Here is a 14149-nt window from a genome sequence, read left to right as displayed (position 1 = left end):
CAGAAACCTGTTTTGGCACCGCGATCTACCGGCTATTTGCGAGGTAAGCAATGAGCACAGCACAGATGACCCGTCCGCCACAGACCCTCTACGTCACCCTCCGTCGCGATGAATTGCGCCAGTTGAAAGACGAGCGCGATCAGTTGCAACAGGAAGTCCTGCGCCTGCGCTTGCACCTTCAAGCCCAGCTCGATCAGCCGTCGGATGCCAAGCCTGCCCTGTGCTGATGCCCGCGCCGAACGCGTTGTAAGGCAATACCTACAGAAAACTCACAAAGTTTTCACATTCCCCTCTTGATACTCCCGTTCCGCGATGCCGCTCACTTCCTGGGCGGCCCGATGTTGCGCGCCTGTGCGCGACAATCTATTTCTGATGGGGCGCTGGATGGCGATGTTCAAACGCAGCACGACGACTGCGAAAGGCTTTGATTGGGCCGGCCTTGGCTGGTTATTCCTGTTTTTCTGGTATTTCTCGGGTATTACCCAACTTCTTATCCAGCTGACCGGCACCTCCGGCTTCAGTGGCTTCCGCCAGGCCTTCTTCATGAGTGCGCTGTGGCTGGCGCCGATGCTGCTGTTCCCGCGTCGTACGCGCCTGCTCGCCGCCTTGATCGGCGTGGTGCTGTGGGCTTGCTCCATGGCGAGCCTGGGTTATTTCTTCATTTACCAGCAGGAATTCTCCCAGAGCGTCATCTTCATCATGTTCGAGTCGAACATCTCTGAAGCCGGCGAATACGCCACCCAATACTTTGCCTGGTGGATCGTGCTGGCGTTCATTGCCCACACCGCCTTCGCCATCTTCCTGTGGACGCGCTTGCGCCCGGTGTACCTGCCTCGCGGCCAGTCGATCGTGGCAGCCATTGCCATCGTCCTGGCGGTGGTGGGCTACCCACTGGTCAAGCAGATCGCCACCAGCGAAACCATGGAATTGGCCATCGATCGTTTTGAAACCCGCATCGAGCCTGCCGTGCCTTGGCAGATGATCGTCGCCTATCGTCGCTACACCGAGCAGTTGGACAACATGCAAGGCATGCTCACCAGTGCAAGCAAGATCCCGCCCTTGAACAACCTCAAGGACAGCATGGCCGGCCAGCCGTCCACACTTGTCTTGGTCATCGGCGAGTCGACCAACCGCCAGCGCATGAGCCTCTACGGCTACCCGCGCAACACCACGCCGGAGCTGGACAAGCTGCGCGACCAACTGGCCGTGTTCGATAACGTCATCACCCCGCGCCCCTACACCATTGAAGCGCTGCAACAGGTGCTGACCTTCGCTGACGAAGAAAACCCGGACCTGTACCTCAAGACACCGTCGATTGTCAGCGTGATGAAACAGGCTGGCTACAAGACCTTCTGGATCACCAACCAGCAGACCATGACCAAACGCAACACCATGCTCACGACCTTTTCCGAACAGGCCGACGAGCAGGTGTACCTGAACAACAACCGCAACCAGAACGCCCGTCAGTACGACGGCGATGTACTGGCGCCGTTTTCCAAGGCCCTGGCCGATACCGCCGAACGCAAGTTCATCGTGGTGCACCTGCTGGGCACCCACATGAGCTACCAGTATCGCTACCCGCAGACCTTCGACAAGTTCACCGACCGCCAGGGCGTGCCGGCGGGTGTCAGCGATGCGCAGTTGCCGACCTACAACAGCTATGACAACGCGGTGCTGTACAACGACTTCGTGGTCTCCAGCCTGATCAAGGACTACGCCAAGACCGACCCCAACGGCTTTTTGCTGTACCTCTCGGACCACGGCGAAGACGTGTTCGACTCCGCCGGCCACGACACCTTGGGGCGTAACGAAGGCAAGCCGACCGCGCCGATGTACACCATCCCGTTCATGGCCTACGCCTCGCCCAAATGGCGCGAAAGTCACGACTGGAGCTTCGCCGGCGACTTGCAGCGGCCTTACAGCAGTTCGCAGTTGATCCACACCTGGGCCGACATGGCAGGCTTGAGTTTCGATGAGCTGGACCACAGCAAGAGCCTGGTGAGCGACAGCTTCAAGCCTCGCCCCCTGTTGATCGGCAACCCTTACGAGACCAAGCAGAAGGCGCTGATCGACTTCAGCCTGATCAAGCCCAAGAAGGCCGACGGCGCCGAAGTGGTGGCCAAGTAAGCCAGGGTCTTGTAACAGAAAGATAACAATCATTCTCGTTTGAGCCTAAAGTTCCGCAGTTCCTTTCGTCTTTGAACCAAGCCCTCCCTGCCTGGGGAGGTATCAAAGACGACAAGGAGTCTGCAGCGATGTTTGCGCCCTTCACCCGTTCCATGACCTTCACCCTCGGCCTGTTCAGCCTGGCGCTGAGCCCGGATTCGCGGGCCGACACCGACCCCGATACAGCCCCCGCCAAAGCCCTGGAACTGGGCGCGACCACCATCAGCGCCGACGGCCTGGGCGCCACCACCGAGCACACCGGCGCCTACACTACTGGCTCGATGAGCACCGCCACGCGGCTGAACCTCTCCGTCAAGGAAACCCCGCAATCGATCTCGGTGATCACACGCCAGCAGATGGACGACTTCAATCTCAATACCCTGACGGATGTGTTGCGCCAGACCACGGGCGTCAACGTTCAGCATTACGACTCCGATCGTGTCTACTACTCCGCCCGAGGCTATGGCATCAGCAACTTCCAGGTTGACGGGATGCTCAACACTTTCGGCTACATGAAGACCGACGCCGACACCATCATCTACGACCGCATTGAAGTAGTGCGCGGCGCGACGGGCCTGACCACGGGCGCAGGCGACCCTTCGGCGACCGTCAACATGGTGCGCAAGCGCCCTACCGCCCAATGGCAGGCCAAGACCGGCATCAGTGGCGCCAGCCATGACAACTACTACAGCTACGTTGACGTGGGCGGCCCGCTGGCGTTCGACGGCAAACTGCGCGGGCGTAGCGTGCTGGCTTACCGCGACAGCAAGTCTTTTCGTGACAACTATGGGCTGCAGCGGGCGGTGGGCTACGGCATTCTCGAGGCTGACCTTTCCGACGATACCGTGCTGGCCGCAGGCTTTGATTACCAGGACAAACAGGTGCAAGGCACGTCTTGGGGCACCGTGCCCTACTGGAACAGCCAGGGCGGCAAGGCCAGGCTGCCCCGCTCCACCAACATGGCGGCGCACTGGAGTTCCTGGCCGCTGACCGACAAGACCACCTTCGCCACCCTCGACCATCGGCTCGGCGGCGACTGGCACCTGAAGGCCGCCTATACCCATCGCCAGAGCGACACCGATGGCAAGGTGTATTACGGCGGCGCCGGTTTCCCCAACCCCGACCGCAGCGGCATGACGGCTTGGGCCAGCCATATGCGCGGCACTTCGCGCATGGAGGCCATCGACCTCAACCTGGCCGGCAGCTACACGCTGCTGGGCCGCGAACACGCGCTGATGATGGGCTATGGCGAAGCCGCCCAACGGGATGTCTCGCCCTTCATGCGCAGCGACCTGCCAGCCAGCTATTACCCCATTCAGGACTGGAAGCACATGGGCGGCATCGGCAAGTTCACCGACCAGGTGACCGACCTGAAGGGTGAGCACAGCAAGAAACAACAGAAAGCCGGCTACCTGGCCACAAGGCTGAGCCTCACAGACAGCTTGCACGCCGTACTGGGCAGCCGTTACGGCAGTTGGGAGCTGGAAAGCGCAGAGCCCAAATACGATGCCAACGACCAACTGACCGCTTCGGGCAAAACCAGCCAGACCCACAATGATATGTGGACGCCCTACGCCGGCCTGCTCTACGACATCACGCCGCAGTACACCGTCTACGCCAGCTATACCGACATCTTCAAACCCCAGGACTACCGTGATGCCAACAAGAAGTACCTGGAGCCTGTGGTCGGCAGTAACTACGAAGTGGGCCTCAAGGGCAGTGTGCTGAACGAGCGTTTGAACCTGGCCGCCGCGTACTTCTGGAGTACCCAGGACAACGTCGCCGAGCGGGATGACTCAGTCCCGCCCAACCCGGTCACGGGCGAGGAGTACTACAAATCCGGCGGCAAAGGTAACAAGGTCAACGGCTTCGAGCTGGAAGCCGCCGGTGAAATCACGCCGGACTGGAACCTGTCCGCCGGCTACACCTACACCCATTCGGTCAATGGCTCTGACAAACGCAACAACACCAGCCAACCCTTGAACCTGGTGAAGATCTCCAGCGCCTATCGCCTGCCCGGCGCCTGGCGCAAACTGACGGTCGGCGGCGCCGTGAACTGGCAAAGCGAAACCTACGACTTCAGCAACCGCCCGACCGGGCAGCGCAACAGCGAAGGTAGGCCAATAACCACCCGGGCGAAAATCACGCAACAGGGCTACACCGTGGTCAATCTGATGTCGCGCTACCAGTTCGACGAACAGGTTTCGGCGTCGGTCAACGTGAACAACCTCTTTGATAAGAAATATTACGAGCGCGTTGGCTTTTATAACGGCGTGTATTGGGGCGAACCGCGCTCCGTCACGCTGGCATTGGATTGGAAGTTATAGCCTCGCACGTTGAAGTTAACAAAACTGTTAACTTCAACGGCATCTCCCGTTAATTCCCACTTAATAAGATAACGCCATAGTCGCTCCATGATCTGATCACGAAGCGACCAGACACCTATCACTTTAATGGGGATACCACTATGAAACTCTCGACCTTGATGCTGGCCAGCCTGATGACCCTGACCTCTGCCGCTGCCTTTGCAGAGGGCGGCGCAGAGCGCTCCAAGGAGTTCTACAACAACTTCAGCTTCATTCAGGAAAAAACCCACGGCAAGGCTGAGCAACAAGTTGCCAGCGCCGATGGCAAGTCGGTCAAGGCCGACTCGGTTGATCAGGCGCAACCGAACAGCTGAGTTAATGCTTACTTAATCCGTAGCACCCTGCGCCATTCTGCTCCGTTGGCAAAGGTTTATCGGGCGCCATTTAATGGCGCCTTTTTTTTGCCGGTTATTTATTACAACGATTTATTCCAGAACAACATCCGCCCATGGGCCGGATCAAACACTGAGTCGTCAAAACCGAACTTGCGGTACGCCGCCTGCGCCAGAGTATTGCCTTCCAGCACTTCGAGGGTAATCTTGCAGCAACCGCGCTGCCGGGCGATTTCCTCGACCTTTTGCAGCATCTTCTGACTCAACCCCAACCCCCGAAACTGCTCTTTCACCACCACATCATGGACATTGACCAAGGGCCGGCAGGCGAAGGTCGAAAAGCCCTCGAAACAATTGACCAACCCCGCTGGCTCCCCCCCGACGAACGCCAGCACACTGAACGCGTGTGGGCGCTTGGCCAGTTCGGCTGGCAACTGCTGCAAGAGATCGGCTGGCAGGCTATGGCCGCCGCCCATCGGATCTTCAGCGTAATGGTTGAGCAACAGGCCAATGGCGTCGGCGTGCACGGCGTTGGTATAGCTGGCTTGCAGCACCAGGATGTCTGGGGTGTCCATTTCCTTCCTCGATAGCGACAACCAGGGAATCGTTTCCCTTTGAGAGCTGCGATTGTAAGCGTGGAGTCGGCAGTAGATGAAGGAGATAAGCGACAAATCTCTGACAGAAAATGCGAAGCTTGCGCGCATCAAAGCGTGCAAAGAGCTTTGGAGCGGCGATTTTTCCTAGGTGGCGAAGCGTTCCAACTGCATCTCTTGCAGACGGCTCAGGGTGCGGCGGAAAGGAAACTCCAGGTAGCCTTCGGTGTACAGGCTGTGCAACGGCACCTCGGCGTCGATAAAGAGTGGCACTTTGCGGTCGTAGCATTCGTCCACTAACGCGATAAAACGCCGTACGCTGTCGTCATGCACCGACAACTGTGGCAACTCTCGATCCCCGGCCACCACGCGCTCGGCGCCGTCTTCGGTGCCACGGGCAATCCGGCCCGGGCGTTTCTGTGCACTGAGGTTGGGGACGTCTCCTAGCAGGATGGCGTGGAAGCGATCACATAACAGCATGAAATCCATCGCGGCCAGGGGCTGCTCACACAGGTCGGCATAGCGACACCAAAGCACGGTGTCACTGGCCTGCACCGTCATGATGGTGCGGTACCCTACGCTTACCACCCCGCTGGTCACGGTTTGGCCTTGGCTCAACTGTCGGAACAGCGCCGCCAGTGCCTCGGGCTGATTCACCCAATAGCGCTGCATGCCCACGCCGGGATGCAAGCGATGATCCTCGCCACCGTCCACGGCCACCACCTGCATATGCTGCTTGAGCGCGTCGATACCCGGCAGGAAACGCTCACGGTTGAAGCCACCGGCATACAACTGGTCGGGCGGCTGGTTGGACGTGCACACCATCACCACACCCTCTTCGAACATCACTTGGAACAGGCGGCCGAGAATGATCGCGTCACCGATATCATTCACAAACAATTCATCGAAGCACAGCACGCGCACCGCCTGGCTCAGTTCCCTGGCCAACGCCTGCAAGGGGTCCTGGGTGCCCGTGAGCTGGAATAAGCGCTGGTGCACCCACGCCATGAAGTGATGAAAATGCTGGCGCCGCGCAGGCACGCGCAAGCTTTGGTAGAACTGGTCCATCAACCAGGTCTTGCCACGCCCCACCGGGCCCCACAGGTAAACGCCGGCAATCGACGAACGCCCTTGATGCAAGGCCTCGTGACAGGTTTGCAAGGCTTGTACCGCCCGGCGCTGGGCGTCGTCGGCGACGAAACCTGGCTGGGCGATGGCATGTTGGTAAGCGGCGAGAGGCGAGTCAAAAGTCATGCTTGCCAGTATGACGGACGCAGAGCTGTCCAGGCGCGAAATCTTGGGCTGTTTGCCTGAGGCAAGCATGAGTATTTGCACAACGCTGTAGCGGTAGACGGTAACCACGATGCGAAGTGAGCCGCTGTCAGAGCGGAACCCTAGGTGGCCGTTACCGCAGGAATGGATATGTACGGTCTGATAACCCTGTGTCGGCTGGCATGCCGCCATCGCAGGCAAGCCAGCTCCCACAGTTGGAACCCGGCGTGTCAGGTAGAAATGCGTCGGCTGGCAGGCCGTCTTCGCAGGCAAACCAGCTCCCACAGTTGGAACCCGGCGCATCAGGTAGAAATGCGTCGGCTGGCAGGCCGTCTTCGCAGGCAAGCCAGCTCCCACAGGCCCCGCGTCGCATCGCGTTAGCGCAACACCGTGGCCCCCTTGCACGCCTGCCCCGCCCTCTCACAGATCTCCCACCCACCACCCAGCGCCTTATAGATCCCCACCACCGCCAAGCGCTGTTCCGTGCGCGCCGCCGTCAATGCCCGGCGGCTGGTGAAGTCCGCGCGTTCGGCCTCAAGCACATCCAGGTACACGCCCTCGCCTTGCGCAAACCGCTCGCGCGCAAAGCTGGCTGCCTCACGGTTGGCGGCCGCCTCCAACAGCCGCAAGCCCAGTGCGTTGCCGGCCGTACGGTTGGCCTGGAACGCATCATCGGTTTCCTGCAGGGCCCGCAACACGGTCTGGTCATAAGCGATCAACGCGGCCTGGGTGCGTGCCTCGCTGGCGGCAATCCGCGCTCGTACGCGCCCGGTGTCCAGCAGTGACCAGCGAATCACCGGCGCGATAAAGTTCGACTGCATGCCCGCATCGCCCAGGGCGCTGAGACTTCCGGCCAGCAAACCGATGGAACCCTGCACCTGGATATCCGGATACAAACCAGCGGTTTCCACGCCAATCTGCGCGGTCGCAGCCGCCAGCGTGCGTTCGGCCGCGGCAATATCGGCACGGCGCGCCAGCAAGCCGGCCGGGTCTCCCACCTGCAACGTGCGCAGGTTCAAGGTTTCACGCCCAGGCCGGGCCAGCGGTGGCTTGAACCCCTGGGGCGCTTGCCCCAGCAGCACCGCCAACGCGTTGGTTGACTTGGCGCGACGTCGCTCCAGGTCAGGCGCTACGGCCTCCACATTGCGCAACAAGGCCTCGGCACGCAGCCGGTCGAATTCGGTGGCGGCGCCGACGCTAACCATCTGCCCCACCAGGCCCAGGCTGTCGCGCTGGCTCTGGCTGATATCCGCGACCACCGCCTGTTCGGCTTCGATCCCTTGTAACTCGAACCAGGTAGCCGCGACCGTCGCCGCGACGCTCGCTTGCACGCTGCGCAGCAACGCCTGACGCGACCCCGCCTGGGCCTGGGCCGCCTCCACCGAGCGACGCACGCGCCCAAACAAGTCGATTTCCCAGGCTGCATCCACCGCCGCCCGAGTGGTTTCAATGGAGCGCTGCTCGCCGAACGGGGTCTCTACCTCGCTGCGCTGGCGGTGCTCGTAACCCAGGGCGGCGCCTCCGCTGGGCAGGAAGCCTTGGCGGCTTTCGCGCAACAGCGCCTTGGCTTCGTCCAGGCGTGCGGCGGCGATGCCGATGTCGTGGTTGGCCGCCAGTGCCTGTTGAATCAATTGGCTCAATGCCGGCTCGTCGAACACTTGCCACCACTGCACTTCGACCTCGCCCGCACCAAGCCCGGCGATGGGCGCGCCGAAGCTCGTCGCCCGCTGCGCAGCGGGCAGCACTGGCGCGGAATAGTCCGGCCCCACCGAGCCGCAACCGGCCAGCAGGGTCAACGACAACAGAAAAGCTGGATACGCCTGTTTCATGATGCGCTCTCCTTTAGCTGCACCGTCGGACTCGCCCCCTGACGCTGAACGCGCAGCGCCAGGCTGCGCATCACCACATAGAACACGGGCGTCAGGAACAGACCGAACAGCGTCACGCCCAACATCCCGGCAAACACCGCAACCCCCATGGCATGGCGCATCTCGGCCCCGGCGCCACTGGCAAACACCAACGGGACTACGCCGGCGATAAACGCCAGGGACGTCATCAAAATAGGGCGCAGGCGCAATTGGCAGGCGTGGATCACCGCTTCCAATGGGCTGGCGCCTTCGGCTTCAAGGCTGCGGGCAAACTCGACGATCAGGATGGCGTTCTTCGCCGCCAAGCCCACCAGCACCACCAACCCGATCTGCACGAACACGTTGTTGTCGCCCTCCACCAGCCACACGCCGAGGATTGCGCTGAGCAGGCACATGGGCACGATCAGCAACACCGCCAGCGGCAGCAGCCAACTGTTGTACTGCGCGGCAAGGATCAGATAAGCCAGCAGCACACACAGCGGGAAAATAAACAGCGCCGATGACCCGGCGAGCTTTTGCTGGTAGGTCAGGTCTGTCCATTCATAGGTCACGCCCTCGGGCAGTACCTCCTGGGCCAGGCGCTCCATGAGCGCAACCGCCTGCCCGGAGCTGACCCCTGGCATCGCGCCGCCAGAGATATCCGCCGAGGGATAGCCGTTGTAGTGAATCACCCGGTCAGGCCCGGAGCTCGGCGTGACCGTGACAAACGCCGACAACGGCAGCATGTCCCCGTCGGCGTTGCGCACCTGCAGACGACCGATGGCTTCGGCCTGCATGCGGTGGTCCGCATCGGCCTGGGCCGTGACTTTGTAGGTGCGACCAAACCGGTTGAAGTCATTGACATACAGCGACCCCAGATAGACCTGCAGCGACTCGAACACATCCGCCAGGCGCACGCCCTGGCTCTTGACCTGGGTGCGGTCGATGTCGACATTCAGTTGCGGCGCATTGACGTCCAGGCTGGTCATCAGCCCGGCCACCTGGCCTGACTCAGTGGCTTTGGTCATCAGTACCTGGGTCTGCTGCACCAGCGCCTCCAGCCCGACGCCGCCACGGTCTTCGACCTGCAGCTTGAAGCCCCCGGTGACCCCGAGACCCGGTACCGGTGGCGGCGGGAACACGCCGAGGAAGCCGTCGGGGATGCTCGCAAACTTGGCCTGCAGACGCCCGGCGATGGCGACCGCCGCCATATCCGGCGAGGTGCGCTCTTTAAACGGATCAAGCATGACGAACATCACCGCCGCATTCGGAACGTTGACGAAGCCGTTGACCGACAGCCCCGGGAACGCCACGACACTCTCGACCCCCGGCTCATCCAGGGCGATTTTCGACATTTGCCGCACCACCGCATCGGTACGCTCCAACGAGGCCGCGTTCGGCAGTTGGGCGATACCGACCAGGTAGTACTTGTCTTGCATCGGCACGAAGCCGGCCGGTACCGCGTTGAAGCCGAACCAGGTCAATGCGAGCAAACCGCCGTAAGCCAACAGCGCTACGCCACGACGGCCGACGACCTTGCGCACAGTGTTGCCATAGGCTTGCGGCGCACGCTGGAACGGCCGGCCCAGCACCTCCAACAGGCGTGCGGCGCGACCACGCAGGCTGCGCGGGTCATGCACCACAGCGGCATGCCGTGGCCGCAGCAACAGGCCGGCCAGCGCCGGGCTGAGGGTCAACGAGTTGACCGCCGAGAGGATGGTGGAAATCGCGATGGTCAGCGCAAATTGCCGATAGAACTCGCCTTGCAGGCCACTGAGAAACGCGGTGGGAATGAACACGGCCGCCAGCACCGAGGTGATCGCAATGATAGGGCCGGTGACCTCGCTCATCGCCCGTCGCGCAGCCTGCATCGGCTCCTCGCCGTTTTCGATATGCCGCTCGACGTTCTCCACCACCACGATTGCATCGTCGACCACGATGCCGATCGACAACACCAGGCCGAACAGCGACAAGGTATTGAGGGAGAAGCCCATCAGGTGCATGACCGCAAAGGTGCCGATGATCGATACCGGCACGGCCATCAAAGGAATCAGCGACGCGCGCCAGTTGCGCAGGAACACCACCACCACGAGTACCACAAGCAGGATCGCTTCCATCAGCGTGATGGCCACCGACTCCAGCGAAGCGCGCACAAACACCGTGGGGTCATAGGCAATCCGCGACACCAACCCCTCGGGGAAGCTGGTTTGCAGGCGCTGCATGGTATCGCGCACCGACTGCGCCACATCCAGCGCGTTTGCCCCAGGGCTCTGGATGATTTGCAAGGCCACCGCAGGCTCGCCGTCCAACAGGCTGCGCAGCGCGTAGGCATCGGCCCCCATCTCGATACGTGCCACATCGCGCAAGCGCGTGACCTGGCCGTTATCGCCGGTGCGAATGATGATGTCGCCGAACTGCTCTTCATCCGTCAGGCGCCCCAGGGTATTGACCGTGACTTGGAACGCCGCAGTGGAGTCCGGCGCCTGGCCGACCGAGCCGGCCGCCACTTGCACGTTCTGCTCGCGCACGGCAGCAATCACATCACCGGCGGTCAAGCCACGGGCGGCGATCAGGTCCGGGTCGAGCCACAGGCGCATGCTGTATTCACCCGCGCCCCACACCAGCACATCGTTGATCCCCGGCAGGCGCGACAACTCATCGCGCACCTGCAGGTAGGCATAGTTGGAGATGTAGAGCGGGTCATAACGTTGGTCGGGGGACAGCAGGTGGACCACCATGAGGATGTCCGGCGAGGTTTTCTGCGTGACCACACCCAGGCGCTGCACCTCTTCGGGCAAGCGCGGCAAAGCCCGCGAAACACGGTTCTGCACCTGGATCTGCGCCATGTCCGCATTGGTGCCCTGGGCGAACGTTGCGGTCAGGATCATGCGTCCATCGGTGGCCGACTGCGAGGTCATGTAAAGCATGCCCTCAACCCCGGTGATCACCTGTTCCAGCGGCGCCGCCACTGTCTGGGCAATCACCTGCGGGTTGGCCCCCGGATACGACGCCGTCACTTGCACCGTGGGCGGCGTGACGGCGGGATATTCGCTCAACGGTAGATGGAAGAAGGCCACGATGCCGCCGATCATCATCAACACCGACAGGACGATGGCGAAGATCGGTCGGTCAATGAAAAAGCGTGGGAAGCTCATTGCACGCCCCCCACCGCCAGCGGTGCTTCAAGCGGCTTGCCGTCAATACTGGCGGCCAGCGGTGTTACCTGCATGCCGGGGCGCACCAGCCCTTTGACGACAATGCGCTCGCCCGGTTGCAGGCCCTGCTCGATGACCCGCAGGCCGTCGACCACCGGGCCCACTTCCACCGGGCGGTACTCGGTCTTGTCGCCCTCACCGACAACCAGCACATAACGGCGGCCCTGGTCGGTGCCGATGGAATGGTCGGCAATCAACACCCGGGGTTGCGCTGCGCCGGTATCCAGCTTGACCTTGGCGAACAGCCCCGGCGTCAAGCGCCCGTCCCGGTTTTCCACCACCGCACGCACGCGCACCGTGCCAGTCTTGCGGTCGGCCGAGTTGGCCAGAAAATCCACGCGACCGGCCCGTGCATAGGTGGTGTCGTTGAGCATCGCCACCATGACCTTGGCGGCTTGGTCGCCCTTGGACCCGGCGTGTTGCCGCGTCGCTGCCAACGAATGCAGATAGGTGCGTTCATCCACATCGAAATACACATGCAAGGGGTCGATGGAAACAATCGTGGTCAGCGCTGTTTCCCCACGGGTGACATAGTTGCCTTCCGTCACCAGGGCGCGGTCGATACGCCCGCTGATAGGTGCGGTCACGCGGGTGTAACTCAGGTCCAGTTGGGCCGTATCCAGCGCAGCCCTGGCGGCCTCCACCTGCGCTCTGCCGGCGTTCAACGAAGCAACGGCGGTGTCGAGACGATCACGTGCCACCACCTTTTTGGCATATAACTGCTCGGCGCGGCCATGCTCGGCCTGGGCCAGCAACGCATTGGCCTCGGCCTCGCGCAGACGTGCCTTGGCTGCGTTCACTGCCGCCTGGAACATACGCGGGTCGATCACAAACAACGGGCTGCCCTTGGCCACGAACTGCCCTTCGGGCACGCTGACACTTTGCAGATAGCCACTGACTCGCGGGCGCAATTGAACCTGGTCGATGGCGGTCAACGAACCGGTGTACTCCACAAACGGCGTCACCGCACGCGCCACCACCTGGGCGACCGGCACGCCGGGTGGCTTGGCCGCTGCGGCTGGCGGCGCATTGTCCGAGCATCCGCCGAGCATCAACGCTACGGCCAACGCCCCGGTGATCAGGCTTACTGGTTTGGTGTACATCGTTCACCCTCCTTGGAATTTTCAAGACAAACCGACACTTGGGGTTTTTATCCGGCTTGCCATACTGGGAAGGTCAAGCGCTATAAAACCGGGGGGTGTGTTTTTGTCTGGGAAATACTTGGAGGTGAATCAAATGGCGGCCAGAGGGGCTTGGTGGCGCTCGGGGTTACCTGTCGAGGGTGGTTGAAGGTGGGAGCTGGCTTGCCTGCGAAGGGATCAACCCGGTTTGGCTGGTAGACCGAGGTGTCTGCATCGCAGGCAAGCCAGCTCCCACATTTGGATTGCGCGGTGTCAGCCAGGTATCTGTGGGCTCAGGCTCAGCTCCACGCCACCACCAGCAGGCCGGCGCCCAACACCAGGCACAACGGCGAATAGAAATAGGTATCCAGGCGAGCAAACCTCGACCCGCCGACCTTCTTGAAAAAACCCACCAGCTCCGAATCCCCGATCGCCCGGGCAAACATCAGCACGGCAATCGCGCTGATGCCCCATTGCAACGCCCCGTGGGACACCGGGGAGAAATACAGCCCGGCGCGCAGACACACGAGCAAGGCAATCGCCACCAGCCCCATCGCCACCAGAAAAGTCCCCAGCGCCGACGGCTTGAACGCCGGTCGCGGCCCGCTGGCAAACTCTCCGGGCAGTTGCGGGATAGCGGCCAGGCTGCCGAGCTTGCCACCCGCAGCCCAATACAGGTGCACCATGCTGATGAAGGTAAATACCCCGACGATCCATCGCGCAATCACAAAGCTCATGGTCGGCGCTCCATAAAAATGTGCGAATGAGGATAGTCGCCCTGAGTTTTTTTGCAGGCATTTCGTCGGTCGCTGATGATAAAGTGCCGCCCCATGAAACTCGCCCGTGCCGACCGCTCACTCATTGCCTGGATGCTCTACTGCTGCGTCCTGTTCAATGTGTTCGCCTGCAGCATTGGTCATGGGCAGATGGTGGGGATGCAGCTCAATGGCATCAGCGGCCAATTCTGTACGGTGGACCCACGTACCCAGGCGCCCCTGCCCAGCAATTCTACGGATGAGAGCCTGCCAACGCTGTCGAAGGCGTTTGGTTGCCCGCTGTGTTCTACCGGCGGCATGGGCCCGGCGCTCAACTCCCACCTGAATGTGGCAGTCCTGCCGCAACCCCATGCGCCGCCCGCAGCGGTGGTGCTCGCCGCCGACATTCCCGCCCGCTTCACCTGGCCTGCGGCTAATCCGCGCGCGCCACCTGCCTTCGCCTGATCCCTGCGCGTTCTGAT

11 protein-coding genes are annotated in these 14149 nt (G+C 61.8%); 5 read left to right on the top strand and 6 right to left on the bottom strand.

Going from position 1 to position 14149, the window contains the following annotated elements; genetic code table 11:
• Positions 1-50: 50 nt before the first annotated feature.
• The 4 genes from CLM72_RS28960 (at position 51) to CLM72_RS12745 (ending at position 4846) form a co-directional block, all read left to right on the top strand.
• The gene (locus CLM72_RS28960) at positions 51-227 is read left to right on the top strand and encodes a DUF6026 family protein (protein WP_196492057.1); all 177 of its coding nucleotides are present in this window, start codon (positions 51-53) and stop codon (positions 225-227) included.
• A gap of 157 nt (positions 228-384) precedes the next feature.
• Positions 385-2127, top strand: coding sequence for a phosphoethanolamine transferase CptA (locus tag CLM72_RS12755; RefSeq protein ID WP_032892095.1), 1743 nt, complete (start codon positions 385-387; stop codon positions 2125-2127).
• Between the two features lie 128 nt (positions 2128-2255).
• On the top strand, positions 2256-4493 hold the full coding sequence (locus CLM72_RS12750) for a TonB-dependent siderophore receptor (RefSeq protein WP_105226685.1): 2238 nt from the start codon (positions 2256-2258) through the stop codon (positions 4491-4493).
• A gap of 140 nt (positions 4494-4633) precedes the next feature.
• Positions 4634-4846 (top strand): hypothetical protein, encoded by a 213-nt coding sequence (locus CLM72_RS12745; RefSeq protein WP_105226684.1) that lies wholly within the window; start codon positions 4634-4636, stop codon positions 4844-4846.
• A gap of 101 nt (positions 4847-4947) precedes the next feature.
• On the opposite strand, the gene CLM72_RS12740 is transcribed toward CLM72_RS12745, so the two are convergent.
• The 6 genes from CLM72_RS12740 to CLM72_RS12715 all read right to left on the bottom strand — a co-directional run bounded on the left by CLM72_RS12740 (position 4948) and on the right by CLM72_RS12715 (position 13649).
• Entirely contained in the window at positions 4948-5439 is a 492-nt protein-coding gene (locus tag CLM72_RS12740) for a GNAT family N-acetyltransferase (RefSeq protein WP_105226683.1), read from the bottom strand.
• A 165-nt stretch (positions 5440-5604) separates the two neighbouring features.
• Positions 5605-6711, bottom strand: coding sequence for a cell division protein ZapE (zapE, locus tag CLM72_RS12735; protein ID WP_105229130.1), 1107 nt, complete (start codon positions 6709-6711; stop codon positions 5605-5607).
• 395 nt (positions 6712-7106) lie between these two features.
• Positions 7107-8558 (bottom strand): efflux transporter outer membrane subunit, encoded by a 1452-nt coding sequence (locus CLM72_RS12730; protein ID WP_105226682.1) that lies wholly within the window; start codon positions 8556-8558, stop codon positions 7107-7109.
• On the bottom strand, positions 8555-11731 hold the full coding sequence (locus CLM72_RS12725) for an efflux RND transporter permease subunit (RefSeq protein WP_105226681.1): 3177 nt from the start codon (positions 11729-11731) through the stop codon (positions 8555-8557). The genes CLM72_RS12730 and CLM72_RS12725 overlap by 4 nt, the downstream gene beginning before the upstream one ends.
• Positions 11728-12894 carry an efflux RND transporter periplasmic adaptor subunit gene (locus CLM72_RS12720; RefSeq protein ID WP_105226680.1) on the bottom strand — a complete coding sequence of 389 codons (1167 nt, stop codon included), beginning with the start codon at positions 12892-12894 and terminating at the stop codon, positions 11728-11730. Before CLM72_RS12720 ends, CLM72_RS12725 begins: the two co-directional genes overlap by 4 nt.
• A 317-nt stretch (positions 12895-13211) precedes the next feature.
• Positions 13212-13649, bottom strand: coding sequence for a DUF3995 domain-containing protein (locus CLM72_RS12715; protein ID WP_034125683.1), 438 nt, complete (start codon positions 13647-13649; stop codon positions 13212-13214).
• A 93-nt stretch (positions 13650-13742) separates the two neighbouring features.
• Here CLM72_RS12715 and CLM72_RS12710 point away from each other — a divergent pair, with 93 nt between their 5' ends.
• Positions 13743-14132 (top strand): DUF2946 domain-containing protein, encoded by a 390-nt coding sequence (locus tag CLM72_RS12710; protein ID WP_032897017.1) that lies wholly within the window; start codon positions 13743-13745, stop codon positions 14130-14132.
• Positions 14133-14149: the final 17 nt, after the last annotated feature.

Source organism: Pseudomonas sp. MYb193 (genome assembly GCF_002966775.1).
Classification (GTDB): Bacteria; Pseudomonadota; Gammaproteobacteria; order Pseudomonadales; family Pseudomonadaceae; genus Aquipseudomonas; species Aquipseudomonas paracarnis.
This window is presented reverse-complemented; position numbering and strand designations above follow the sequence as displayed.